Below are 24,786 nucleotides of genomic sequence, written 5' to 3' on the forward strand. Positions count from 1 at the left end.
TTGTTCTTTACATAATAAAAAAGGCGGTAAACCGCCTTTTAAAACTTCTAATAATGTTATGAAATAACTGAATTAACTAAAGCGATGGCTTCAGTTTCAAGCTCGTTTAAATGTGCCTCAGAGACAAACGATTCAAGATAAATTTTATAGATATCTTCGGTACCTGAAGGACGGGCTGCAAACCAGCCATTGGCCGTTGTTACCTTTAAGCCACCAATTGCCGCGCCGTTGCCCGGTGCGTGAGTTAGCTTTGCGGTAATTTCATCACCCGCTAAGGTATTTGCACTTACATCTTCCGCCGATAGTTTTGACAGTTTGGCTTTTTGCGCCGTATTTGCAGGGGCATCTAAGCGCTTGTAAAGTGGTGCGCCGAATTCATCAGTGAGTGCTTTATAATGCTGACTTGGTGTTTTGCCCGTAACCGCTAAAATTTCAGCGGCTAGTAACGCTAAAATAAAGCCGTCTTTATCGGTTTCCCACACACTACCGTCGCGTCGTAAAAATGCGGCTCCTGCACTTTCTTCACCGCCAAACAGTAAACTTGATTCTAGTAAACCATCAACGAACCATTTAAAGCCAACAGGCACTTCAAATACTTCACGACCATGCTTGGCGACGACTTTATCAATCATGCCACTCGATACCAAAGTTTTACCTACTTTGGCGTTGGTCGGCCAATCTGGGCGATGACTAATTAGGTAATCAATCGCAACAGCTAAATAATGGTTCGGGTTCATTAAACCATCGGGCGTGACAATGCCATGACGGTCATAATCAGGGTCGTTACCTACCGCAATATCAAACTTATCTTTCATGGCAATTAAGCTTGCCATTGCGTGTGGTGATGAACAATCCATACGAATTTTGCCGTCTTTATCTAACGACATAAACGAAAACTGTGGGTCGATTTGCTCGTTAACCACAGTAATATCAAGATTGTATTTTTCAGCAATCAGTGGCCAGAAATTAATACCTGAACCACCGAGTGGATCAACGCCAATTTTAATGCCTGCTTTGCTGATCGCTTGCATATCAATAATATTAGCTAAATCGTCAATATACGGTGTCATTAAGTCTTGGTATTGAATAAAGCCCGAACGCTTTGCTTTTACAAATGGAAATAGCTCAACTTCAACCAAGTCTTCAATTAACAATTGGTTTGCTCTATTCTCAATCCACTTTGTAATGTCGGTATCAGCAGGACCACCATTTGGCGGGTTGTACTTAAAACCACCATCCTGTGGCGGGTTGTGTGAAGGTGTAATCACGATACCATCCGCAAGTTCAGCACTGTGCGTTTTATTGTGCGTGACAATCGCATGACTAATTACAGGTGTCGGTGTGAAATCATCATTTTCTTGCGTTACAACCTGCACTTCGTTCGCAACTAATACTTCAATAGCAGAGTTAAACGCAGCTTCTGATAACGCATGCGTATCTTTGCCTAAAAACAGTGGGCCAAATATATTGTTTTGTTTACGGTAATCACAAATCGCTTGAGTGATTGCCAATATATGAGACTCGTTGAATTTTGTGTCTAACGAACACCCACGGTGCCCTGATGTACCAAACGCAACGGCTTGCTCTGGGTTTTGCTCAATATCTGGTTCATACAAATAATAAGCTGACATCAGTTTAGGAATGTTGACTAAATCAGATTGTACGGCGCGCTGCCCTGCTTTTTCATGGTTTGCCATGATTCACCTTCAATATATTTATAAGTAATCGCGTAGCTTTTCGGCTTCTTCTTCACTGTAGCCTAATGATATGGCAACTTCGTGAACCATCATTTTTTTACGTGTCGTGTTTGAGTTCGTCATAACCCAATAGCCACTATCCATAATATTTTTTGGGTTAGTACTGCTACCCGATGCAATTAAATCTTCTTTATTGGTTGCAAAATAAATACGGTCGCGTCCTTTAATATCCAGTACACGATTAAAAATGCCTTTATGTGTACGGTGCAGCGCAGAAAGAATAAACAAAAAGCGGCCAACCACGCCTTTTTGCATTGCCAACTCTTCTTTATTAAGAATATTAAATACGTTGTCGCATTTATGTTCTTTTTGTTCTGGTTGAGCGGCTTCAGGCGCCTCTTCTTGCGTTTCTGTTACTGCCTTTTCTGGGAGTTCCGTATCCAGCTGTAACAAACGGCGCAATATTTGCGATGCACTTTCACCAATACTCTGCGTATTACTTGCTATATACTGATATAACTCGTCGTCGATTTCGATTTTTTTCATGGTTATCCTAATTGTTAGACGAATTTAGCAAAAATCCCGCATAGTATACCCAGTTTAAATTCATTTCTCTATGTTTGCTTTTTCAAGTTTCACTCGGCACAATGCAGCTTTTACATTAGCTTAGCGACCCCTATGCAATTAAATTACACTCAGCTAGGTGAGAAAACCGACGCGCTCCCAATTGTCATTATTCATGGACTATTTGGTTCAAAAGAAAACCTAAATGTAATCGCCAAACCTCTGAGCGAGCAAAATTGTGTAATCAACATTGATTTACGTAATCACGGACAGTCATTTCACAATAGCGAAATGACATACACTGCGATGGCAGATGATGTTTTAAAACTATTAGATGAGTTAACTATTTCTCGTGCAATTGTGATTGGTCACTCTATGGGTGGTAAAGTCGCAATGCAAATGGCGTTAACTAATAGTAACCGTGTCGAAAAATTGGTTGTACTCGATATCGCGCCAACTAAATATTCACCTCGTCATCAACAAGTATTTAATGGATTAAATAATGTTGATTTACAGGCAATCACTAACCGCAGCGACGCCGATAAACAATTGGCAGAGTACATTCAAGAGGCTGGTGTAAGGCAATTTTTATTAAAGAGCCTTGCAAAAACAGATAGCGGTTTTGCATGGCGCTTTAATTTGCCTCAACTAATTGCATCGTACGATAATATTTTAGATAAGCCGCAAGGTGATGCGTTTAAAAAGCCAACCTTATTTATAAAAGGTGCTAACTCAGACTACATTTTAGAAGCTCATCGCGGTGAAATTGCAGCGCTTTTCCCAAATGCAAAAGCCAAGATCATCGCAGGTGCAGGTCACTGGTTGCATGCTGAAAAACCAAGCCAAGTGAATTTGGCAATAGCTCAGTTTCTAAGTGCAGATTAAATAGTTTTGTTTTTATCAAGAACCTAGCTGTGTTTAACATGCAAACGATTAGTTAGGTTCTTATCCCCTCGATGTTTTATACATTTATTAAATTATCTATTCGTTGCATTCACTAAATTCACGCTTTTATACGTGACGTTATTAACGTACACGAAATTTACAAAGCACACTAAAATGCTTTAAATACAAACCAAACCCTCCCCAAGTAGATTTACTTATTTGTGATTTTGTTAACTTTAAAAACCACACTTTTTAAAGTGGTACTATTTTTGATCTTTGATAATGTATTTAACGGCTTACTATGCTATAGTTGCGGCCGTTTTCGCGCAGATACAGAATAATAATGTTAGATAAATTATTAGATGGTATTGATATACTTGGACTCTATTTCGGCTTAGCCGGAATATTCTTTTTAATCGGTATGGCAATCCAAGACGTTTTAAAAAAAGGTGACGTTCCTAAATTTGGGCGTTACGTCGTTTGGTTAGTGCTGTTTTTAGGCTGTTCTGGGTTTATTGCGAAAGGGCTTATTCAGGTATTTTGGCAAGGTGCTGGAGTTGGATAATGGCCAAAGCGGAATCTGACAGAACGACCCGAGACTTATTTGAACACGATAAGCGACCGGGGCGTCCAAAAACCAACCCCTTACCACGAGAATTACAGCTTAAGATCAATAAGCGTAATCAGCTTAAACGTGATAAAGCACGTGGTTTAAAACGCGTCGAATTCAAGGTGTCTTCAGAGCTATATCAAGCATTAAATGATATGGCTGAAGAGCAGAACGTGAGTCGAAGCGCATTAATAGAAATTATATTACAAGAGAAATTAGCGACAAAAAGGTAATAAACTATGGCAAGCGTAGGCATTTTTTTTGGTAGTGATACAGGTAACACAGAGCACGTCGCCAAGCTAATTCAAAAAGAGCTAGGTAAGAAAATGGTGGATGTTCATGACATCGCTAAAAGCTCAAAAGAAGACATTGCTGAATTTGATTTAATTTTATTTGGTATCCCAACTTGGTATTACGGCGAAGCGCAATGCGATTGGGATGATTTCTTCCCTGAACTGGAAGAAATTAGCTTCGACGGTAAGCTAGTTGCTATTTTTGGCTGCGGCGACCAAGAAGATTACGCCGAGTACTTCCTTGACGCTATGGGCATGATTAACGATATCGTTACTGAACGTGGCGCTATTGTTGTTGGCCATTGGTCAACTGAAGGTTATGAATTTGAAGCGTCAAAAGCATTAGTTGATGACAACCACTTTGTTGGTTTAGGTATTGATGAAGACCGTCAGCCTGAACTAACAGAAAAGCGCATTAAAGATTGGTGTGCTCAAGTGTATGATGAAATGTGCTTGGCAGAATTAGAAGATTAAAGTTAAACCTGCGTTTACATTAGGCTATATCTAGTATAGCCTTACTAAAACGTCGTGCAAATATAGACAAAACAATAGAAAAACGAGACCAAGTTGATGACTGATCACAATTTAGAGCTAAAAAAAGCAGGTTTAAAAGTAACACTGCCGCGAATCAAAATCTTGGAGATTTTACAGTCGCCAGATAATCAACATATCAGCGCTGAAGATGTTTATAAAATCTTATTAGATAAAGGCGAAGAAATTGGTCTTGCCACTGTTTACCGTGTTCTTAACCAATTTGATGATGCCGGTATTGTTACCCGTCACCACTTTGAAGGCGGCAAATCAGTATTTGAACTAGCTGGCAGCACACACCATGATCACTTGGTATGCTTAAAGTGCGGTAAAGTAGTTGAATTCGAAGACGACGTGATTGAAACGCGTCAAGAAGAGATTGCTAAAGACAACGGCATCAAGCTAACAAACCACTCGCTTTATCTTTACGGTGAATGTGAAGATAAAGAAGCATGTAAAAAATATGCAGACGATAACAGCTAATTGTTAGGTCGATGATTTAAAAGCGCCAATCGGCGCTTTTTTTGTTTGTATTATGTTGTTTTTATAATACTTGTTAGCAACCAACAGGCACTTTGGTTTATCAATTGACCGCTAATTATATCAATTCTGTTAAGTATGTGATCAGCGAGAGCGCTGGATAATTGAAATTCAAACTAGGCGGAAGTTTTCTTATGTAGTTGCTGAACATTGATAAATTCTAATGCAGTTCGCATGATATTTAGCGCGCTAAGATGCTCAGCTACTTAAATGAATTGGTATTGTTAACAACCCGTTCTAATGCAAATTGCACCCACGCACCACCCTCTGTGTGGTTTTGAAGTTTAAGTACCGAACCATGATTTTCAATAATTACGCGTGACAACATTAAACCAATACCATTACCCCCGCTTTTTGTTGTATAAAACGCAGCGCCGGCGTCTTCCAAATTAGAAAAGCCAGGTCCAGTATCGATTACATCAAATATAATGTCTGTATCGTTTGCGCTAAGCTTTAAAAACACATGTGGTGATGGACTAGATGCTTCACGTGCATTATTAATTAAATGACAGAGTACTTGCTTTATCTGACTTATATCGAAAAAGCCAAACACGCTTTGCTCATATTGAATTTGGACATCCGGGTAAATTGCCTTTAACTGCTCGCATAACGTATCACAGCTTTCAATGTTTTTGTGAGCCGCTGGTAATTTTGCCAGCGACACATAGTTATCCATAAACGATTTTAAGTAATTCGCACGTTCATTAATTAGCGTTAAACCCGTTGCAAAACTATTCGTGTCAATGTCATTTGCGAGCCGTTTATTTAGGCTGCGCGCGACTGTGCCAATTGGCGCCAGTGTATTATTAATCTCGTGACTTAGAATACGAACAAACTTTTTAAGCGCGTCTTTTTCTTGTTGATATAAAATAGAATCCAATTGCTTTAAAACTAACAAAACGTAATTTTGTTCACCGATACGGCAGTGCGATTGCTCGATTAAAAATGCATGCTGTTTGCCATTAATTGTTAAAGCCACTTTTCCTTGTTGTTGATTTGCTAGTAACGCCTTGTACCAAGTCCACATATTACTTTGATCACTTGCATCGAATGTTTGCGCCGCGTATTGATTTCTGAATATACAGCTGTGTTCGTTGAACACCAGCAATGCAAAATCAACCTTCTCGATTATCTGCGCTAGCAAATCTTGTTGCTCGGTTACTAACCGCTGGTCTATTTGCATTTTAGTTGCAAGGGCATTTAAGTGTTCAACAGTGGAGCTTAGCGCGCTATCTTGTGCCTCGTTTGCTCTAATTGCATACTCACCTTGGCGCAATGAAATCAATAACGTATCGATTAAATTAATGGTATTGCGTTTAGCTATCGCATCGCGATAGGTCTCTATTAAAAACCATAACGCTGAAGTGAGATTTACCAATATAATAAGCGCTAACGGGTAATCATGAGTGATCAGTAAGCCATTGACGAGTATCAATAACAGCAGGCTTGTCAGCCAGCGCCCTGAAAATGCGTTAAACCGCATCATACTTAGACATTTTGCGATACCAAGCACTGCGCGACATACCTAAACTTTTGGCCGCTTTTGATGCGTTGCCATTAAAGTGTTCGAGTCGTGATAATAACGCTTGTTCAATGACTTCATCGATACTGAGCGTCATATCAACTGTGTGTTGTACATCTGGTTTATTATTGCTTGTTGTAGCACTTAACATTAAATCTTGAGCAGTTATTTGCTGTCCATTCGCCATAAATATAACGCGCTCAATAATATGTTTAAGCTCCCTAACATTACCCGGAAAACCATAGTTAAGCAGTGCCTGTTTAGCGCACTGTGCTAGTGACAAAGCAGGCTTATCGTATTGCTTACAAAATGATGTTAAAAACTGGTTTGCTAGCGGTAAAATATCGTCTTTACACGATCTTAACGGGGGGATTTCAATTTCAACTGTATTTAAACGGTAATATAAATCTTGGCGAAACAACTCGTTTGCAATTGCTTCAGATAAATCCGCATTGGTTGCAGAAATAATACGCGCTTTATTCTCTAACACCTTGCTGCTACCAAGGGCTGTGTATTTTCGCTCTTCAAGCACATGTAATAACTTTGCTTGTGATTGTGCTGATAAATTAGCGATCTCATCTAAAAACAAGGTGCCATCTTCAGCTAAGGTAAACGCTCCTAAACGATCTTGGCTTGCGCCAGTAAACGCTCCTTTTTTATGGCCAAACACTTCAGAGTTAAACAACTCATCACTCAGCGCCCCCATATTGAGAGCGATAAAACCGGCTTTAGAGCGATTAGAATGCTGATGAATATACTTCGCGTAATAGCTTTTGCCGGTGCCGTTTTCACCCGTTAGCAGTATATTCATATCGCTTTTTGCTAAGTTTTCGAGTTGACTCAAAACTTGCTGCTTTTGTGTACTATATGCGTGTAATGCGGATTGGTGTGCAATTGAGCGTTGTTTTTCTTGGGTTAATCGCGCTAAGTCTTGCTTATCGCGACGTGCGTTCAGCTGAAGTTTAATTGCATGAGCTAAACGTTCATCTTGCCACGGTTTTTCGATAAAATCTGCAGCCCCCGTGGTTAACGCTTTAACGGCTAAATCAAGCGTTGCCCAACCCGTCATCACAATCACAGGTAACAGCGGGTCTAGTTCTTTCAGCGCTTCAATTGCAGTTAAACCCTCTGCGCCACTGGTAGTGTTTTGGCTAAAATTCATATCAAGCAGCACTAAATCGACACTGTTTTTTGCAACATAATCGAGCGCTGTATCCGGTGAAAGCACACCGTGACAAAGATACCCTTCATCTTCTAAAAAGAACTTGAGACTCGCTTGAATATCAAGCGAGTCGTCGACAACTAAAATTGTTTTCAAGAAACCTTAATCCATTCTTAAACTTGTTGCAGGCTGCTGTTTAATAACGTGCCTTACTGGTACGTATAGTGCGAGACAAACCGCTGCAAGTACCACAACTACAGTCAATGCACCCGCCTCTAACATAATGTTAATTGGCACATTTCCTCTTAAAAAGCTTTCTGCAAGATAACATAGAATGCCAAACACTAACAACGACGTACCAATACCGTACAAAATATGCGTAATATTCTTTTTAATAAATAACCGCATAATTTGACTATCTTTAGCCCCAATCGCGCGGCGAATTCCTATCTCATAACGGGATTTATTGATATTACTAATACCCATCGCATAAATACCGATTAGCGATAGCGTTAGAGCGAAACCACCTACCAGCAAAAATACATAAATAATTGCTGCAAATGAATTAATCATGGATGTGTGGTTATCGTAATGGTCGAACATGTAATACATGGTTAAATCATGAGATAATTGCATCTTAACGCGATAGAAGTCCTCCAACGCCTCATTAGCCGTGTTATTGGTCAATAATCGAATGTTTACACTGTCATCCATAAAATGGGTTTGGCGTAAACTAAAGTAAAGCTCATGGCGCGAGTCACCTGATACTCCGCTGATTAAATCTGTTGCAACGCCGATAATTTCAACACTTGGCCACATTGCGTCTTGCAGCATTAGCTGAGACCCGATCACATTTTGATTACCAAACAAAGCGTTAGCAAGTGACTCACTAATGATTACTACTGGTTTTGATTCACTGTTGTCATTGCTATTGAAATTTCGCCCAGTTAACAACTCTCGGGCAAACAAATGTGACTCTGCACTAATACTGATAAACTTCTCATTATAGATATCACCATTTGGGTACAGTACGTCAGCGTGTATATGCGAATCAAACACTACCGCGTCAATAATATTGCCTTGTTTTGAAAGCCCCACCGCTAACGTATTTATTAGTGTTAATTGCTCGTCGTTGGTTAGATCATCATTGTTATCAAACTCTAGATAAACCGAGTAAACGCCTTTACTGAGTTCGCCATCAATATTCGTTGCAATTGAATACATCACATAACCAACAGTACTTGCAATCATTAGCAAAAAACTCACCAATGATACTTGTACACACAATAAGCGGCGTGACATCAGTGTGGTTTCTTTACCCGTTGCGCCTCGTGTACCATCGCGCAGTACATTGCTAATATTAAACTTTGCCGATTTATATGCCGGCAGTAACACAGCAAATGTAAAAATAATGGCTAATAGTAACAGCGAGACTAAAACTGTTTGCACATTTAAATGCCAATACCACCAATACGGCATTTTTCCGCCAAACATTACATTCATGTAAAAATTCAGTATTTCTAGTCCTAACGACGTAAAGATCAAGGCAAATACCCAACTAACGATGCAATATATTAGACCTTCTGTAACATGCTGCTGGATCACACGCTTTTGTGTTGCACCGATTGCAGCGCGAATAGCAGACTCCTTTTGCTTTTCCATAATTTTCGCAAACAGTAAGTTGCCAATATTCACCCCTGAAATAAACAGCACAATCACAATACCAAACACAAACAAACCAAATACGAATACGGCTTCACCATCGGTATTGAGTTCAACCAAGGTAAGTGACTCAATACGCACACCCTGCCCGGTTTGTTTATCACTGTCACTTACCTGATCTTTGATTGCGTTGTAAAAATAATGAGCGATTTGGGTTTCGAAGGTGCGTTCGAATTCGGCATTTGGCAACTTATAAAGAATATCGATACCATCATCAGGCTTCATATTCGCCTGCTTTAGCGGCAGCCAAATCTTTGAAAAAATCGGAAAATGATTACGCTTTTCCATTACGCCAACAATAGTATGCGGCTTGCCTGCCACGTTTAACTGTTTACCAAGAATAGCGCTATCGCCCTGAAATAGTTGCTGCCACACGATATGTGAAATCACTACCACATCAGGCGCATTATTACTGTAATCGACGTTCGTAAAGCCTCGCCCAATTACCGGCTCTTGTCCCAAAAACTTAAAAAATGACGGGTCAACATAAGACGCTCGAAAATGCTTACCATAATGTTGCGTACTCAACCATAAACTGCTGCGCTTAATGGTGATCCAGCTTTCAAGTGAATTGACCTCATCCAGCTGTTTAAAGCCATCTAACATCGAATACGTAAATTCTCGTTGCGATGTTAACGAATTCCATACCTTTAAGATGCGAATGTCTTCTTTGTTGTGATGAAAACTTGAGTGCGAAAACGCGATGGTATGAATAAAGTTAAACCCTATCAATGAAATGGTTAAACTCCCTACCATAATAAAGATCATTAACAGTGAAAAACGCAGTGATTTAACGATATTGCGCAGCGCATAGCGAAAGTCTAATAAAAGCCCCATAGCTTATACCTCTAACGCCACTGAAGGGTTAGTATCCGAGGTTTTCTGTTTATCACGCACAATTGCACCGTCTAACATGTTCAACGTACGACTGGCATAGTGCGTTGACTCTACATCGTGGGTTACCATACAAATTGTTTTACCTGACAGGTGTAAATCTTTTAGTAACTGCAATACTTGTTGCGCGTTTTTCGAATCTAAGTTACCAGTTGGTTCATCCGCTAAAATTAAATCAGGCTCGTTAATGAGCGCGCGAGCTACCGCAACGCGCTGCTGCTGACCACCTGATAACTGTGAAGGAAAGTGATTAATGCGATTTTCAAGGTCAACTAACGTCAACGCCTTACGCGCTTTTTCTATCATTTGTTGTTCCGAGTAGCCACCAATATAGGTCAGTGGCAACATCACATTTTCGAGTACATTTAAGTCACTTATAAGGTTAAATGCTTGGAAGATAAAACCAATATGATTTGCGCGAATGTGCGCGCGTTGATCAGAACTTAAATTAATCGCTTGTTTGCCGCTAATGGTGTAGTCGCCTGCTGTTGGCTCATCAATCAGCCCTAGCACAGAAAGTAACGTCGACTTACCGCAACCAGAAGGCCCTGTTATAGCCACAAACTCCCCAGGATTAACCACTAGATTAATGCCATTAAGTGCTTGCGTTGCAATTTCATCAGTTTTGAATAATTTTTCGATGTTTTTTAATGTGATAACTGGATTCATTGTAATTTCCTTCTAGCGTACAAGCACTTGAGTGTCGTTGGTATATTTTTCCATATCGGAAATAATAATTTCTTGGTCGATTGTTAGCCCTGCTACAACCTCAATATAATTCACGGAGCGTTTACCAAATGTTACCGCTTGTTTGGTTGCAAGATGCTTTTCCAACACAAATACATTGTTTGTGCTTTCGGCAATGGCGTTACGCGGTAGCGCAACAAATAGTGTGTGAGTTTTAAAGCTAGTGTTAATAATGCCTTCAATATTGAGTTTATCGCGCGCTTCTGACGGAATTGCATCAATTAATGAAAGCTCAACTTCAACATGGCCGTTGTTCACTTTGGGCGATACGCGAGTGACTTGTGCATCTAAGCGAGAAGTATAGGTATCAATTGTAGCCTGCTGGCCTACTTTAACGTTAGGTGCATCAAGTTCCGCTACATTTATTTTGGCAATTAGTTTGGTTTGATCTGCTACTTCGGCAACTGAGCCTGTACTTGCCAGCTGCGTGCCTAGCTCAACAAACACATCTTGGATTTGCCCAGTAATAGGTGATTTCACATCTAACTGTGAAATATGTTGACTAAGCAAACTGATTTCCGATTTTAAGCTTTGTTGCTCTGCTTGTTGCGCGTTTTGTTTTGCGGCGAGTATTTCTTTTTGCGTTGCCACTTTCGCTTTTTGTAACGCAAGTTGCTTTAAACTGCGCTTTACGGTGAATTCGCTGCGCTGATGTTCAAGTTTCGAAATAGTGCTATTGCCTTGTGCTATTAAGGTTGCCTGCGCTTGCCACTCCATTGTGTTGGCTTTGTGCGCAAGATCGGCATCATGGTAGGCGGTTTCAGCTTCTTGAAGATAGGCTTTTTGCTGTGCCAACTCCGCTTTATGTTGCGCAACCATTTTAAGTAACAGGCTATTTTTTTGAATGAGTGTCTCTTTGATTTGCGGATTGTCTAAACGCACTATAATGTCGCCTCGCTCAACATATTCACCCGGCTTTACCAACACTTCAACAACCTTGCCGCCCGCATTTGTCGTTATCAAATTGCGTTTTTCAAGTGCTAGACTGCCCAACCCTTTTACGTCTATCGCAAAATCGCCCTGTTTAACTTTTGCGACCAAGATTTCGTCTCGTTTAACCAAGTTTGACGCACCTTGGGTATAATGACGAATAAACATAACAGCGCTTAGTAGCACACACGCAAAAACCGCGTAGGTCAATGGTCTTTTAAGCTTATGTGATTTGTTCTCTATTTTTATGTCCATAAAGCATAATCCAATAATTGCATTACATGGATAATTACAATTATCAGGCCAAGATTATTTTATATATTTTCCAATGACTTATAAATTTTACATTAGAATAAATCCAGATAACTGTGCCACTTTCGATACAGTTTCTAACTTTAATGTGTGTCGATAGCGAAACACTATTTATCTACGTGATAGACAGGCTATTTAACAGGCATAAAAAAACCGGCATATCGCCGGTTTTTAATACTATTAACTGTTAGGCAGTAATAACTTCTAAGCCGCCCATGTATGGACGAAGCACTTCTGGTACTACTACCGAGCCATCTGCTTGCTGGTAGTTCTCTAGAATCGCTACAAGTGTACGACCAACCGCTAAACCAGAACCATTTAGTGTGTGCAATAACTCAGGCTTTTTCTCACCTTGACGACGGAAACGTGCTTGCATACGGCGTGCTTGGAAATCTTGCATATTTGAGCAGCTTGAAATTTCACGGTAGGTGTCTTGCGCCGGAAGCCATACTTCTAAGTCGTATGTTTTGCTTGCGCCAAAGCCCATATCACCAGTACATAAAATTACTTTACGGTAAGGTAGTTCAAGTGCTTGTAAAATACCTTCGGCGTGGTTAGTCAGATCTTCTAACGCTTGCATTGAGTCTTCAGGCTTTACTAGCTGTACTAATTCAACTTTGTCGAACTGGTGCTGACGAATAAGACCACGTGTGTCACGGCCATAGCTACCTGCTTCACTGCGGAAACACGGTGTATGTGCAGTCATTTTTAATGGTAATTCAGCTTCATCAAAAATAACATCGCGGCCAAGATTAGTTAATGGTACTTCTGCCGTTGGAATTAGGCTAAACCCTTCATTATGCTCGCTGATTGCTTCTGTGTGGAATAAATCTTCTGCGAACTTAGGTAACTGACCTGTGCCGTACAAGCTGTCTTTGTTTACTAAATACGGTACATACATTTCGGTATAACCGTTTGTGTCTGTGTGCGTATCAAGCATAAATTGCACAAGGGCACGGTGCATACGCGCCACTTTGCCGCGCATTACAGTAAAGCGTGCGCCTGAAAGTTTAACGCCCGCTTCAAAATCTAAGCCTTTTGCTAAACCTTCACCTAAATCAACGTGATCTTTTACTTCAAAGTCATATTGTTTTGGCTCGCCCCATTTAACCACTTCAACGTTATCGTCTTCGTCGTTACCAAATGGTACTTCGCTATCTGGTAAGTTAGGGATCGTTGCAGCAATGGCATTTAATTCAGCAAGGATTTCGTCTTGTTCTTTTTTAGCAGCATCCAGCTCATCACCTAAGGAACCTACAGCAGCCAACAGAGGTGCAATGTCTTCACCTTTTGCTTTTGCTTGACCAATTGCTTTGGAGCGTGTGTTACGCTCATTTTGTAATTCTTGTGTTTTAACTTGTAGCGCTTTACGCTTTTCTTCAAGCGCTTGAATTTCTGCTACGTTTAATTCAAAACCTCGGCCTTTTAGGCGCTCTGCGGCTTCTTCGATATCCTGACGTAAAAATCGTGGGTCTAACATTCTTTTTTAACCTTTTTGCATTGCTAGCTGCATACCTAAATAGGCAACAAAAACACAACCAATTACATTTAAAAATACATTGAGTGTTGCTTTCAACCAGTGCCCTTGCTGTAACAGCAATAGCGTATCTATCGAGAAGGTTGAAAACGTTGTTAACGCCCCTAAAAAGCCAATTCCGATAAGTGATTTGGTGGGGTTAACAACAATTAATTCTTTTTCTAGTAGGCCGTATAAAACGCCTAACATTAATGAACCGAGAATATTAACTGTCAGGGTAGCAAAAGGGAATCCCTTTCCCAAAAGTTTTATCATTGATTCACTAATAAAATAACGAAGACACGCACCTGTTGCACCACCAAGAGCAACGTAAAAATAGAGTTTAATCCCTGTCATAACGTTTCCTAGTGGCTAAATTGTCTTGCTCGGTTAAATAGTCGAGCTTTGCTTTTATCTTTTGCTCAAGACCGCGCTCTGTCGGTTGATAGTATTTTCTATTTGCGATTTCTTCCGGAAGATATTTCTCGCCGGCAGCGTAAGCACCTGGTTCATCATGGGCATAGCGATACTCTGCACCATAACCAAGGTCTTTCATTAAATTGGTTGGTGCATTACGCAGATGATGCGGCACTTCAAAACTTGGCTCATTGGCAATATCGTGTTTTGCTTGCTTAAACGCTGTGTAAACTGCGTTACTCTTTGGTGCACTGGCTAAATATATCGCGGCTTGGGCAAGCGCCCTTTCACCTTCTGCAGGCCCTACACGATGATAAATATCCCAAGCATTAAGTGCGACTTGCATCGCACGAGGATCGGCGTTGCCGATATCTTCTGTAGCAATCGCTAATAATCGTCTACCAACGTAAAGCGGGTCACCGCCACCTGCTAAAATACGGCAAAGCCAATAAAGCGCACCATCAGGATTAGAGCCGCGAACTGACTTATGAAACGCTGAAATAAGATCGTAAAATAAATCGCCGCCTTTATCGTATTTTGCAATATGTGCAGGCAGAACATTCGCCAGCACATTTTCGCTCACAATCAGTTTATCATTTTGTTGATCGGCCATATCAATGGCTTGCTCAAGTAAATTAAGCGTACGTCTAGCATCGCCATCTCCTGCGAGTGCCAGTTTTTCAATTGCAGCATTATCAATCTCGATTTGCTTTTGCTGTAGCTGCTCATCGTTATTAAGCGCACTGTGTATGGCTTGCATTAAGTCCTGCTGTTCAAGCGCTTTTAATTGATACACGCGTGCACGCGATAAAATTGCATTATTCAGTGAAAACGAAGGATTCTCCGTTGTGGCACCAATAAAAATAAAAGTGCCATCTTCGATATGTGGTAAAAACGCATCTTGCTGCGACTTGTTAAAGCGGTGCACTTCGTCAATAAATAACAATGTACGCTGCCCTTGCATTGCTAAATGATCTTTTGCCGATGCAACGCTTTCTCGTATTTCCTTCACGCCTGAGGTCACTGCTGATAAACGGATCACGTTTGCATCTGCATGATGGGCGATGACTTCAGCTAACGTTGTTTTACCAACGCCGGGCGGCCCCCATAAAATTAAACTATGGCAACGACCGGCTAAAATAGCGTTGTACAGTGGTGAACCTTCGCTAAGCAGATGTTTTTGCCCTATGTATTGGCTTAAATTAGTTGGCCGCATGCGTGCTGCGAGCGGCCTAATTTCTGGGGCAAATGAAAAGCTTAAATTACTCACCTTGACTTTGATCGTCCACTAATACGTCAGCTGGAATGGTGAATTGAAAATACGCATCATCAATGGTTTGATTAACTTGCTGTTTTGAGAACACATAAACGGAAGTTTGACCTGTATTATCAAACACTGTCATTGAGCGTAATGCATCTGCATCAAATTTAAGCTCTAAACGCTCTACTTGGCTTTGACCTTGATTGTTCGGTGTAATCACATACGCGTTATCTGCATGCGTTACTGAGTAGTTTTGCCATAAGCTTTCATCCGCAGAAGTTAACAACGCAAACGGCGTATTATCGATTAGTTTTTTGCTATCTAAAATAGTGACTTGTTCTGCGAACTCATCGTAATAAAAGGTTTTAATGCCATCAGAAACCAGAACCGTTTCATCTGGTGATGTTTGCTTCCAATAAAGCTTTTCTGGACGCTTAATTTTTAATAAACCCGTACCTTGCATAATTTCGCTACCGGTATTGTCGATTACGGTTTGAGAAAAGTCTGCTTGTAAGTTGTTTAGCTTTGTTAAACGCGTTTTTAATTCACTTTGCGCTTTACTGTCTACGACGTGTTGCGCTGTTTCTGTTTGCGCGTGCACTGCTGTTACACTTACCGTGCTCATCGCGAATACGCTCGCAACAATTAATGTGATTCTTTTTGTCATATTATCCTGCATTATTCGGAACAATTACTTCACGAGTGCCATTGTGACCCGGCGCTGATACGATACCGGACATTTCCATCTGCTCGACTAAGCGTGCTGCACGGTTGTAACCAACCCGCAATTTACGCTGAACACTCGATACAGACGCACGACGACTTTCAATTACAAATGCGACCGCTTCATCGTAAAGCGGATCGCTTTCTTCGTCGCTTTCGGCAGTCTCACCTGGAAGTAAGACATCTTCAACGGCTTCTCCGTTCAATATCTCGTCGACATAATTTGGTTTACCGCGCGCTTTCCAATCATTTACCACCGCGTGAACTTCGTGGTCATCAACAAATGCACCATGCACACGAATTGGCACGCTAGTACCTGGCGGTAAGTAAAGCATGTCACCCATGCCTAATAAATGCTCTGCGCCTTGCTGATCTAAGATCGTACGCGAGTCAATTTTACTTGATACTTGGAATGCCATACGCGTTGGAATGTTCGCTTTAATCAAACCCGTAATTACATCTACTGACGGACGCTGAGTTGCTAGCACTAAATGAATACCCGCAGCACGTGCTTTTTGAGCAATACGGGCAATGAGCTCTTCAACTTTTTTACCAACAATCATCATCATGTCGGCAAATTCATCAATAACCACAACGATGGCTGGCAACTTGCCTAAGTCAGGCGCTTCCGTTTCCATACCATCTGTATCTTTCCAAAGCGGGTCTTTAATTGGGTCGCCTGCTTCAATGGCATCTAACACTTTTTGGTTGTAACCCTTTAAGTTACGTACACCCAATGCAGACATGAGTTTGTATCGGCGTTCCATTTCACCAACACACCAACGCAGCGCGTTAGCTGCTTCTTTCATATCTGTTACAACTTCACACAGCAGGTGTGGAATGCCTTCGTAAACCGATAATTCAAGCATTTTCGGGTCAATCATGATCATGCGAACATCATCAGGAGTCGACTTAAACAGTAACGATAAAATCATTACGTTTACACCCACAGATTTACCCGAGCCTGTGGTACCAGCAACTAGAAGGTGTGGCATTTTTGCAAGGTCAGCAACTACAGGTACGCCTGCAATGTCTTTACCTAACACCATTGCTAAGTCAGACGGGTTATTAGCAAATTTTTTCGCACCAATAACTTCTGAGAGGCGTACAATTTCGCGGTGCTGATTGGGCAGTTCTAAGCCAACATAGGTTTTACCAGGGATCACTTCCACTACACGCACACTTACTGCTGAAAGTGAACGCGCTAAATCTTTCGCGAGGCCGCTAATTTTCGCGACCTTAATACCTGGTGCTAAGTCCAGCTCAAAACGCGTAACGACAGGGCCTGGGTAAACTCCTACAACCTGCGCTTGCACACCAAAATCTAATAACTTGGTTTCAACTAAGCGAGAAACCGCATCCAGCTCTTCTTGTGTAATTGGGTTTTCTTTTTTATCTGGTCTATCGAGCAAATCTAACGTTGGCATTGGCGTTGCTGGCGGTGTCACCTCAAGTAAGTCTTCAAACTGCTCTTTGGCTGTTTTTGGCTTAACATATGTAGATTTGCGCGCTGGCTCTGTTGGGGTTTCATTTACGCTTGGCTGCACAACCGGTGCCAACGTAGGCTCTGCATCTGATTGTGGTTCTAGCGTGCTTAAAAAATCTTCCGAAGCAGCCTTTGGCGCATTCGTTTGTTTATCGTCATCAAACGGAATATCGTCAAGCGCTGAAAAACTTAAATCATCACTAATTATCTCGTCGAATTCTTGTAGTGCCGGGTGCATTTCGCTTTTATTATTCGCCTCAGGCTGTTTTGCTGTTTCAATGTCAGTATTTTCAATATCATCGCCAAAAGTTGGTTCGATTGTGGTTTCAGGCTGAACATCGATTGTCGGCTCTTGTGGCTCATCGCTTACTTCTTGCTCTGGTAATTCGTCAACATGATAGGTTACTTGTTTTGGCGCTTGAGTAACCGATTCATTAGTTACGGTTTTAATCGGTGCGTTATTCGCTTCTTTTCGTTCTGCTAATCGTTCTGGTAACGCTTTTAACCATAGAAAAGCATGCATTGCAAAACGGCCAATTTGGTCGACAAACTGTACCCAAGAAACCCCTGTCAGCAGGGTTAAGCTTGAAAAGAAAAAACACAGTAAAATGATACTTGTGCCAGTAAAGTTAAAGGTAGGCAACATGGCATTGGCAAACACATCGCCAATTACACCACCAGAAGAAAATTCATAGAAGTCATCGAAATTAATGCTGCTAATTGCCGTTGATGACACGACAAACAGTACCAAACCAACAACGCGTAATGACAAAGTGAGGTAGTCTAACTTAAATACTTGGTGTGTTTTTTTAAACAGCAAATAACCGATGACTTGAATAATAACGGGAACAAGTAACGCCAACCAACCAAAACTAAAGTACAGTAAATCGGCAGTCCACGCCCCTGCTGTACCTGTCATGTTTTTTACTTTGATATAGTCACCCGTTTGAGACCAAGACGGATCGATTGGGTCAAATGTTAATAAAGCAACTAACACAAACGCTGCAAATGCAGTCGTTAAAATAAGGCCTGCTTCTAATAATCTTTGAACACCATTAAGGCGCATTACAACTCCCCTTTTTATTATTCTTTACTTCCGACTACATCAGCGCAAATAACACTTTCTAAGATACAAATAGTATGTAGTGTGCTTATTCTATTACTATGGTGCTACTTTTAGAAGCGAAACATCATCACTTTTCACTTCTTCCATGACAACATAAGTACGACTTTCTGAAACTGCCGGTAAACGCAGTAATATATCACCTAATAAGTCACGGTATGCAGACATATCTGCTACACGGGTTTTTAATAGAAAGTCAAAGTTACCAGAAACAAGATGACATTCTAAAATCTCATCATGGGTTTTTACTGCGCTACTGAATTCTTCAAATACATCAGGTGAGGTTTTTGTCAGAGTAATTTCAACGTAAACTAATAATGCTGCGCCTACTTTTTTTGGGTCGATAATGGCTTTATAGCCTTTTATATACCCTTCCCTCTCGAGTTTTTTTACCCGCTCCAAACAAGGTGTTGCACTTAAACCTATACGGCGCGCAAGTTCCACATTCGAAATTCTGCCATCTTTTTGTAATTCGACTATTATCTTTTTATCAATGCGATCTAACACTAGCTAACCAAATTAGAATATTACTCTTTGTTTTTTGATTATATGGTTTTATTAACCAATATTTCAATTAAATAAAGTTACATCGACTAATTAAAGCTAGATAAAATAGTATTATCTATTACCACAGTTCAAAGTAAGGTGAATTTATGATTATCGGTGTACCTAAAGAGATTAAAAACCACGAATATCGTGTAGGTATGGTTCCGGCAAGTGTTCGTGAGTTAATCAACCACGGTCACAGTGTGTTTGTAGAAACGAATGCAGGTATTGGCATTGGTTTTACAAACGAAGATTATGAAGCCGCAGGTGCTGAAATTCTAAATACTGCTGAAGAAGTTTTCGCTAAAGCAGACATGATTGTTAAAGTGAAAGAGCCTCAAGCAGTTGAGCGTGCAATGCTACGCGAAGACCAAATTCTATTCACTTACTTACACTTAGCACCAGATCTTCCACAAACTGAAGACCTAATTAAGTCTAAGTCTATCTGTATCGCTTACGAAACAGTAACAGACGCACGCGGTGGTTTACCACTTCTTGCGCCTATGTCTGAAGTAGCGGGCCGTATGTCAATTCAAGCAGGCGCACAAGCACTTGAGAAATCAAATGCAGGTCGCGGTATGCTACTTGGTGGTGTACCAGGTGTTGAGCCAGCAAAAGTTGTTGTTATTGGCGCAGGTATGGTTGGTAACAACGCAGCACAAATGGCGGTTGGCATGGGCGCTGATGTTGTTGTTCTTGATCGTAACGTTGATGTTTTACGTCGTATCGATGCACAATTCGGTAACCGCGTTAAAGCTGTTTATTCAACTGCTGATGCATTGGAAAAGCACGTACTAGAAGCTGATCTTGTAATTGGTGGTGTTCTAATCCCTGGTGCTGCAGCACCAAAACTAGTAACAGCAGACCACATCAAACGTATGAAGCCAGGCGCAGCTATTGTTGACGTTGCAATCGACCAAGGTGGTTGTATTGAAACTTCTAAAGCAACAACGCACGCAGAGCCTACTTATATTGTTGATGACGTTGTTCACTACTGTGTTGCAAACATGCCAGGTGCAGTTCCTCGTACGTCAACGTTTGCACTTAACAATGCAACACTACCGTACATTATTAAGCTAGCTAACAAAGGCTACAAAGCTGCATTACTTGAAGACTCACACTTCATGAATGGCTTAAATGTATTTAAAGGCAAAGTAACATGTAAAGAAGTTGCTGAAGGCTTCAACATGGAATACGTAACGCCAGAAGATGCTTTAAATAGCTAATCATTCTGCAAAGCATAAAAAAAGCAGCGAAAGCTGCTTTTTTTTATGTGTGTTTTTTAGTTTCAAACATTATTAATTAAATAAAGCGCTTAATAATAAAATCAACTTTAACACGCTTCGCTTGCCCTAAAAGTTTAGCAACCGGTTCTGGGTAATCATGCATTGTTTGCAGCTCTTTGTAGCTGTTTAACTTAGTACAATGCGTTAATATTTGTTGCTTTTCTTGCTCAAGTACATCTGTTAGTAAACCTTGGCTGTCATCAAATAAAATACCGTTTTCGATATCTAAACCCCACGCTCGAGGGTTTAAGTTGTGCCCTGTCATCATTTGATAACGGTTATCGACACTAATGCCCTTTAAGTGAAATGAGTTGCTGTCATGACGCCAAAGATGCACATTTAAAAGGCCATCTTGCACAAACTTATCATTAAGTTTTAAAAACTTAGCCAATATAGTTTCGTACAAATACGGCAACGCACCAATTTTACTAAACGGCTTATCGGGCGAAATATAAAAATCGTTCGCGGTTTTATCACCCACAACAATGGTCACTTTTAGCCCTTGCTTTAATTTCTTTCTAAGTACGCGCAATAGTGGCGCCGGAAAATTAAAGTAAGGGGTGTAAAGAACCAACTCTTTCTCACCGAGTTCAAACAGATTTTTAATCGCTCGGTTAAGCATATTGCCGCGACGACCAAAACCTAAAAATAAAAAGCTATCAATTGAGCCTTCGTCTGACGATGTAACATACGGATACTTCGCACGTTTTAGCGACTTCATCAGGGCTTTATGGTCAGATTTGCACTCTGCTAATTTTTTAATCGGACGTACATCAAGACGAATTACCGCACTTGACGCAATCAGGTAGTCATCAACAAACTGTGTGAAGGAGTCTGCTAGTGCTTGATTAGCAATAGTGAAATAACGGTCAAGGCGATAGCGCTGTTCATATTGTAAATAAACATTGTTTAAGCTCGCGCCGCTGTAAAGCACGGTATCATCTATCACCATACCTTTTAGGTGCAACACACCAAATACTTCTTTACCTTTTACAGGAACGCCAAAAACACGCACACGATTTTGATGGGCTTGTTGCAGTTTTAAGTATAGTGCGGCATTACCTTCACTTTGGGCTTCACCAATTAAGCCGCGCTGGGCACGGTGATAATCAACCAAAATGTCGACGCGTAGTTCAGGGTTCGCATTTGACGCTCGATGAAGTGCCTCTAAAATTTCACGGCCCGCTTCATCATCCTGTAAATAGAGCGCGGTAATAACAATGCGCTGTTTAGCATTTTTAATTAACGATAATAATTTTGCTCGATAAGACGACGCATCAAGCAATATTGATATTTGCTCGCTATCAAGTTTAAAGCTTGGCTCTTTTTGCCAAAAATCCAAACGCACGCTGTTATCCTATAGCATCAGTTTTGTATAAAAGCGTCAACATAACAAATTATTAGATTAAACGCACAATTTTTGAGAGAAAGATTTGCTAAGTGGCTAAATTTGCGACGGGTGTTACGTTAAATTGACGCTTACGCCAAGTTGGTAATATCAAATTCCGTAAAATAATTTACATCTGCCTTGTTTTTAATAGAATCAACCGCATTAATTAGCAAAAGCAGTATTAATTAGGAAATGCGATGAGCGCAAGCAAACACAGTAAATTACTTATTTTAGGCTCAGGCCCTGCAGGTTACACAGCTGCAGTATACGCAGCACGAGCAAACTTAAACCCTGTATTAATCACAGGTATGCAACAAGGTGGTCAGCTAACAACGACAACTGAAGTTGAAAACTGGCCTGGTGATGCGCACGGTTTAACCGGCCCTGCTCTTATGGAACGTATGAAAGAGCACGCTGAACGTTTTGAAACTGAGATCATTTTTGATCACATTCACACTGTTGATGTAAATAACCGTCCATTTACCCTAACAGGCGATTCAGGCACGTATACATGTGACGCACTTATTATTGCAACAGGTGCGTCTGCTCGTTACTTAGGCTTAGATTCAGAAGAAGCATTTAAAGGCCGTGGCGTTTCAGCATGTGCAACATGTGACGGTTTCTTCTACCGTAATCAAAAAGTAGCGGTTGTAGGTGGCGGTAACACAGCTGTTGAAGAAGCACTTTACCTATCTAACATCGCGTCTGAAGTACATTTAGTACACCGTCGTGACACTTTCCGTAGTGAAAAAATCTTAACCGATCGTTTAATGGATAAAGTTGAGAACGGTAACATTACCCTGCACCTTAACCAAACGCTTGATGAAGTACTTGGTGACGATATGGGTGTAACAGGTCTTCGTACTAAATCAACCACAGACGAAAGCACTAATGAGCTTGACGTTGCAGGTGTATTTATTGCTATCGGTCACTCGCCAAATACAGGTATGTTTGAAGGCCAGCTTGAAATGAAAGACGGCTACCTAGTTGTTGAGTCGGGCTTAAACGGCAATGCAACTCAAACCAGTGTTAAAGGTGTATTTGCAGCAGGTGACGTAAGCGACCACATTTATCGCCAAGCAATTACCTCAGCGGGTACAGGTTGTATGGCAGCACTTGATGCCGAGCGCTACCTAGACAATCTCAAGTAAAATTCGCTAAACTGAAGGCTGCCACTAACGCAGCCTTTTTTATGACAGCACAACTTACACTACTCGATTCATTATCAACTCAATTTCCTCCCGCAGATCTTGCTTTATCCGAGCCTGATGGTTTGCTTGCAATTGGTGGCGACTTATCAACGCCACGATTAATAACCGCCTATCAAAGTGGTATTTTTCCTTGGTTTAATCAAGGTGAGCCAATTATGTGGTGGTGTCCAAGCAGCAGAGCGGTATTAAATATCGGCGACATCAACATCAGCCGCAGTTTGCGTAAACTCGCTCGACAGGGTAAATACACCATTACCGTTAATACTGATTTTAGCGGTGTTATAAATAATTGTATTAAGCAACGAGAACAACTTGAAGGTACGTGGATAACCGATGATATGAAGGCAGCGTATATCGCACTTCACAATCAAGGGTATGCGCATAGTATCGAAGTGTATAATCAAGACAACATATTAGTTGGCGGACTGTATGGCATTATGGTTAACCATGTGTTTTGTGGTGAGTCGATGTTTCATTTTGAAAGTAACTGTTCAAAACTAGCATTTTGGGCGCTACATAATCACTTGCGAAACCATAATATTAACTTGATTGATTGCCAAATCGAAAACCCGCATTTATCGTCATTAGGTGCTACTTGCATTACACGTGAAGAATTTTTGGCTAAACTTACTGTAAAAGATGATCAACCAATTCACCCCACTATGTGGAATAAGGCACAATTGACGGATATTTATGACTGAGCATATGCCGGTAAAATTGGGGATAAGCCAACAATTCCCATGCAGTTATATCGATAAAGAGCAAGAGCGCTTACTGGTGGTACTAGACCACGATTTTTATACCCAGCAGCGTTTTGAACACCTTCTTGCGCTGGGCTTTCGTCGTTCTAGCGACCAGATTTATCGTCCACATTGTGCTAACTGTACCGCCTGTGAAGCTATCCGCCTTGATGTGTCACAGTTTTCACCAAGTAAATCACAAAAGCGCATCATTAATAAAAGTAAGCAGTTCGAACTTAAAGTAAGTAGTGTCAGCAAAGATATTTATTACACACTGTACGAAAAATATATCACGCTAAGACACCAAGACGGTGCTATGTTTCCACCATCTGTTGAACAATACGAAAGCTTTTTGACCTGTAGTTGGTTACCAATTAACTACCTTGAACTTTGGCACAATAACACATTGATTGCAGTTGCGGTCACAGACACATTAAGTAATGCGCTTTCTGCTATTTACACTTTCTTCGACCCTGATTTTGAAGATTACAGTCTTGGCACCATGATGATTTTGAAACAAATCGAATTTGCTAATAGCATCAACAAGCAATATTTGTATTTGGGTTACCAAATCGATGAATGTCGCAAAATGAATTACAAAACTAAATTTAAACCTTACCAAAAGCTCAATAATAATGTTTGGCATCTGGAATTATAAAAAGATGACTGTAAATGCCA

General features: G+C 40.8%; 23 protein-coding genes. 9 read left to right on the forward strand and 14 right to left on the reverse strand.

The features are described from left to right. Window positions 1-56: 56 nt before the first annotated feature. The gene (pgm, locus tag ACHSBP_RS12140) at window positions 57-1,697 is read right to left on the reverse strand and encodes a phosphoglucomutase (alpha-D-glucose-1,6-bisphosphate-dependent) (protein ID WP_395388961.1); all 1,641 of its coding nucleotides are present in this window, start codon (window positions 1,695-1,697) and stop codon (window positions 57-59) included. A gap of 18 nt (window positions 1,698-1,715) precedes the next feature. Further along, on the reverse strand, window positions 1,716-2,243 hold the full coding sequence (gene seqA, locus ACHSBP_RS12145; RefSeq protein ID WP_010560161.1) for a replication initiation negative regulator SeqA: 528 nt from the start codon (window positions 2,241-2,243) through the stop codon (window positions 1,716-1,718). A gap of 132 nt (window positions 2,244-2,375) precedes the next feature. Here seqA and ACHSBP_RS12150 point away from each other — a divergent pair, with 132 nt between their 5' ends. From ACHSBP_RS12150 to fur, 5 genes are all read left to right on the forward strand, one after another. Next, complete coding sequence (locus tag ACHSBP_RS12150) at window positions 2,376-3,146, forward strand: alpha/beta fold hydrolase (protein ID WP_395388962.1); 771 nt, start codon at window positions 2,376-2,378, stop codon at window positions 3,144-3,146. A gap of 343 nt (window positions 3,147-3,489) precedes the next feature. Next, on the forward strand, window positions 3,490-3,711 hold the full coding sequence (locus tag ACHSBP_RS12155; protein WP_010560163.1) for a DUF2788 domain-containing protein: 222 nt from the start codon (window positions 3,490-3,492) through the stop codon (window positions 3,709-3,711). Further along, on the forward strand, window positions 3,711-3,989 hold the full coding sequence (gene ybfE, locus ACHSBP_RS12160; RefSeq protein ID WP_010560164.1) for a LexA regulated protein: 279 nt from the start codon (window positions 3,711-3,713) through the stop codon (window positions 3,987-3,989). Before ACHSBP_RS12155 ends, ybfE begins: the two co-directional genes overlap by 1 nt. Before the next feature lie 6 nt (window positions 3,990-3,995). After that, a complete protein-coding gene (gene fldA / locus ACHSBP_RS12165) occupies window positions 3,996-4,523 on the forward strand; it encodes a flavodoxin FldA (protein WP_010560165.1) in 528 nt (175 codons plus the stop codon). A 96-nt stretch (window positions 4,524-4,619) separates the two neighbouring features. Next, complete coding sequence (gene fur / locus ACHSBP_RS12170; protein WP_010560166.1) at window positions 4,620-5,063, forward strand: ferric iron uptake transcriptional regulator; 444 nt, start codon at window positions 4,620-4,622, stop codon at window positions 5,061-5,063. Window positions 5,064-5,322: 259 nt separating this feature from the next. Here fur and ACHSBP_RS12175 read toward each other — a convergent pair whose 3' ends face one another. From ACHSBP_RS12175 to lrp, 11 genes are all read right to left on the reverse strand, one after another. After that, window positions 5,323-6,606 carry a sensor histidine kinase gene (locus ACHSBP_RS12175; protein WP_395388963.1) on the reverse strand — a complete coding sequence of 428 codons (1,284 nt, stop codon included), beginning with the start codon at window positions 6,604-6,606 and terminating at the stop codon, window positions 5,323-5,325. Then, window positions 6,593-7,960 carry a sigma-54-dependent transcriptional regulator gene (locus ACHSBP_RS12180; protein WP_395388964.1) on the reverse strand — a complete coding sequence of 456 codons (1,368 nt, stop codon included), beginning with the start codon at window positions 7,958-7,960 and terminating at the stop codon, window positions 6,593-6,595. Before ACHSBP_RS12180 ends, ACHSBP_RS12175 begins: the two co-directional genes overlap by 14 nt. Window positions 7,961-7,966: 6 nt before the next feature. Then, the gene (locus ACHSBP_RS12185; protein WP_395388965.1) at window positions 7,967-10,363 is read right to left on the reverse strand and encodes an ABC transporter permease; all 2,397 of its coding nucleotides are present in this window, start codon (window positions 10,361-10,363) and stop codon (window positions 7,967-7,969) included. Window positions 10,364-10,366: 3 nt separating this feature from the next. Beyond that, complete coding sequence (locus ACHSBP_RS12190; protein WP_395388966.1) at window positions 10,367-11,089, reverse strand: ABC transporter ATP-binding protein; 723 nt, start codon at window positions 11,087-11,089, stop codon at window positions 10,367-10,369. Window positions 11,090-11,101: 12 nt separating this feature from the next. Beyond that, window positions 11,102-12,352 carry an efflux RND transporter periplasmic adaptor subunit gene (locus ACHSBP_RS12195; protein WP_395388967.1) on the reverse strand — a complete coding sequence of 417 codons (1,251 nt, stop codon included), beginning with the start codon at window positions 12,350-12,352 and terminating at the stop codon, window positions 11,102-11,104. Between the two features lie 244 nt (window positions 12,353-12,596). After that, window positions 12,597-13,889 (reverse strand): serine--tRNA ligase, encoded by a 1,293-nt coding sequence (gene serS / locus ACHSBP_RS12200; RefSeq protein ID WP_010560172.1) that lies wholly within the window; start codon window positions 13,887-13,889, stop codon window positions 12,597-12,599. Window positions 13,890-13,895: 6 nt separating this feature from the next. Further along, entirely contained in the window at window positions 13,896-14,282 is a 387-nt protein-coding gene (crcB, locus tag ACHSBP_RS12205; RefSeq protein WP_010560173.1) for a fluoride efflux transporter CrcB, read from the reverse strand. Continuing rightward, window positions 14,269-15,612, reverse strand: a complete 1,344-nt coding sequence (locus ACHSBP_RS12210) for a replication-associated recombination protein A (RefSeq protein WP_010560174.1) — start codon at window positions 15,610-15,612, stop codon at window positions 14,269-14,271. The genes crcB and ACHSBP_RS12210 overlap by 14 nt, the downstream gene beginning before the upstream one ends. Then, window positions 15,605-16,270: an outer membrane lipoprotein chaperone LolA gene (gene lolA, locus ACHSBP_RS12215; protein WP_010560175.1), complete on the reverse strand. Its 666-nt coding sequence runs from the start codon at window positions 16,268-16,270 to the stop codon at window positions 15,605-15,607. The genes ACHSBP_RS12210 and lolA overlap by 8 nt, the downstream gene beginning before the upstream one ends. A 1-nt stretch (window position 16,271) precedes the next feature. After that, window positions 16,272-18,878 carry a DNA translocase FtsK gene (locus tag ACHSBP_RS12220; RefSeq protein WP_010560176.1) on the reverse strand — a complete coding sequence of 869 codons (2,607 nt, stop codon included), beginning with the start codon at window positions 18,876-18,878 and terminating at the stop codon, window positions 16,272-16,274. A 96-nt stretch (window positions 18,879-18,974) separates the two neighbouring features. Then, entirely contained in the window at window positions 18,975-19,442 is a 468-nt protein-coding gene (gene lrp / locus ACHSBP_RS12225) for a leucine-responsive transcriptional regulator Lrp (protein ID WP_010560177.1), read from the reverse strand. Window positions 19,443-19,588: 146 nt separating this feature from the next. Here lrp and ald point away from each other — a divergent pair, with 146 nt between their 5' ends. Continuing rightward, the gene (gene ald, locus ACHSBP_RS12230) at window positions 19,589-20,707 is read left to right on the forward strand and encodes an alanine dehydrogenase (RefSeq protein WP_395388968.1); all 1,119 of its coding nucleotides are present in this window, start codon (window positions 19,589-19,591) and stop codon (window positions 20,705-20,707) included. Between the two features lie 76 nt (window positions 20,708-20,783). On the opposite strand, the gene pssA is transcribed toward ald, so the two are convergent. After that, complete coding sequence (gene pssA, locus ACHSBP_RS12235) at window positions 20,784-22,109, reverse strand: CDP-diacylglycerol--serine O-phosphatidyltransferase (protein ID WP_395388981.1); 1,326 nt, start codon at window positions 22,107-22,109, stop codon at window positions 20,784-20,786. A gap of 245 nt (window positions 22,110-22,354) precedes the next feature. Between pssA and trxB the strand changes: the two genes are divergently transcribed. From trxB to ACHSBP_RS12250, 3 genes are read left to right on the forward strand one after another with little or no spacing between them, the layout of a single operon-like run. Beyond that, window positions 22,355-23,308: a thioredoxin-disulfide reductase gene (gene trxB, locus ACHSBP_RS12240; protein WP_010560180.1), complete on the forward strand. Its 954-nt coding sequence runs from the start codon at window positions 22,355-22,357 to the stop codon at window positions 23,306-23,308. A gap of 41 nt (window positions 23,309-23,349) precedes the next feature. Beyond that, on the forward strand, window positions 23,350-24,069 hold the full coding sequence (aat, locus tag ACHSBP_RS12245) for a leucyl/phenylalanyl-tRNA--protein transferase (protein ID WP_010560181.1): 720 nt from the start codon (window positions 23,350-23,352) through the stop codon (window positions 24,067-24,069). Continuing rightward, window positions 24,062-24,766 (forward strand): arginyltransferase, encoded by a 705-nt coding sequence (locus ACHSBP_RS12250; protein ID WP_010560182.1) that lies wholly within the window; start codon window positions 24,062-24,064, stop codon window positions 24,764-24,766. The genes aat and ACHSBP_RS12250 overlap by 8 nt, the downstream gene beginning before the upstream one ends. Window positions 24,767-24,786 lie beyond the last annotated feature (20 nt).

Source organism: Pseudoalteromonas sp. XMcav1-K (assembly GCF_044005875.1).
Lineage (GTDB): Bacteria > Pseudomonadota > Gammaproteobacteria > Enterobacterales > Alteromonadaceae > Pseudoalteromonas > Pseudoalteromonas spongiae.

Coding starts and splice junctions, on each gene's coding strand:
- pgm (WP_395388961.1), bottom strand. CDS start 1,697: ATGGCAAACCATGAAAAAGCAGGGCAGCGCGCCGTACAATCTGATTTA.
- seqA (WP_010560161.1), bottom strand. CDS start 2,243: ATGAAAAAAATCGAAATCGACGACGAGTTATATCAGTATATAGCAAGT.
- ACHSBP_RS12150 (WP_395388962.1), top strand. CDS start 2,376: ATGCAATTAAATTACACTCAGCTAGGTGAGAAAACCGACGCGCTCCCA.
- ACHSBP_RS12155 (WP_010560163.1), top strand. CDS start 3,490: ATGTTAGATAAATTATTAGATGGTATTGATATACTTGGACTCTATTTC.
- ybfE (WP_010560164.1), top strand. CDS start 3,711: ATGGCCAAAGCGGAATCTGACAGAACGACCCGAGACTTATTTGAACAC.
- fldA (WP_010560165.1), top strand. CDS start 3,996: ATGGCAAGCGTAGGCATTTTTTTTGGTAGTGATACAGGTAACACAGAG.
- fur (WP_010560166.1), top strand. CDS start 4,620: ATGACTGATCACAATTTAGAGCTAAAAAAAGCAGGTTTAAAAGTAACA.
- ACHSBP_RS12175 (WP_395388963.1), bottom strand. CDS start 6,606: ATGATGCGGTTTAACGCATTTTCAGGGCGCTGGCTGACAAGCCTGCTG.
- ACHSBP_RS12185 (WP_395388965.1), bottom strand. CDS start 10,363: ATGGGGCTTTTATTAGACTTTCGCTATGCGCTGCGCAATATCGTTAAA.
- ACHSBP_RS12190 (WP_395388966.1), bottom strand. CDS start 11,089: ATGAATCCAGTTATCACATTAAAAAACATCGAAAAATTATTCAAAACT.
- ACHSBP_RS12195 (WP_395388967.1), bottom strand. CDS start 12,352: ATGGACATAAAAATAGAGAACAAATCACATAAGCTTAAAAGACCATTG.
- serS (WP_010560172.1), bottom strand. CDS start 13,889: ATGTTAGACCCACGATTTTTACGTCAGGATATCGAAGAAGCCGCAGAG.
- crcB (WP_010560173.1), bottom strand. CDS start 14,282: ATGACAGGGATTAAACTCTATTTTTACGTTGCTCTTGGTGGTGCAACA.
- lolA (WP_010560175.1), bottom strand. CDS start 16,270: ATGACAAAAAGAATCACATTAATTGTTGCGAGCGTATTCGCGATGAGC.
- ACHSBP_RS12220 (WP_010560176.1), bottom strand. CDS start 18,878: ATGCGCCTTAATGGTGTTCAAAGATTATTAGAAGCAGGCCTTATTTTA.
- ald (WP_395388968.1), top strand. CDS start 19,589: ATGATTATCGGTGTACCTAAAGAGATTAAAAACCACGAATATCGTGTA.
- trxB (WP_010560180.1), top strand. CDS start 22,355: ATGAGCGCAAGCAAACACAGTAAATTACTTATTTTAGGCTCAGGCCCT.
- aat (WP_010560181.1), top strand. CDS start 23,350: ATGACAGCACAACTTACACTACTCGATTCATTATCAACTCAATTTCCT.
- ACHSBP_RS12250 (WP_010560182.1), top strand. CDS start 24,062: ATGACTGAGCATATGCCGGTAAAATTGGGGATAAGCCAACAATTCCCA.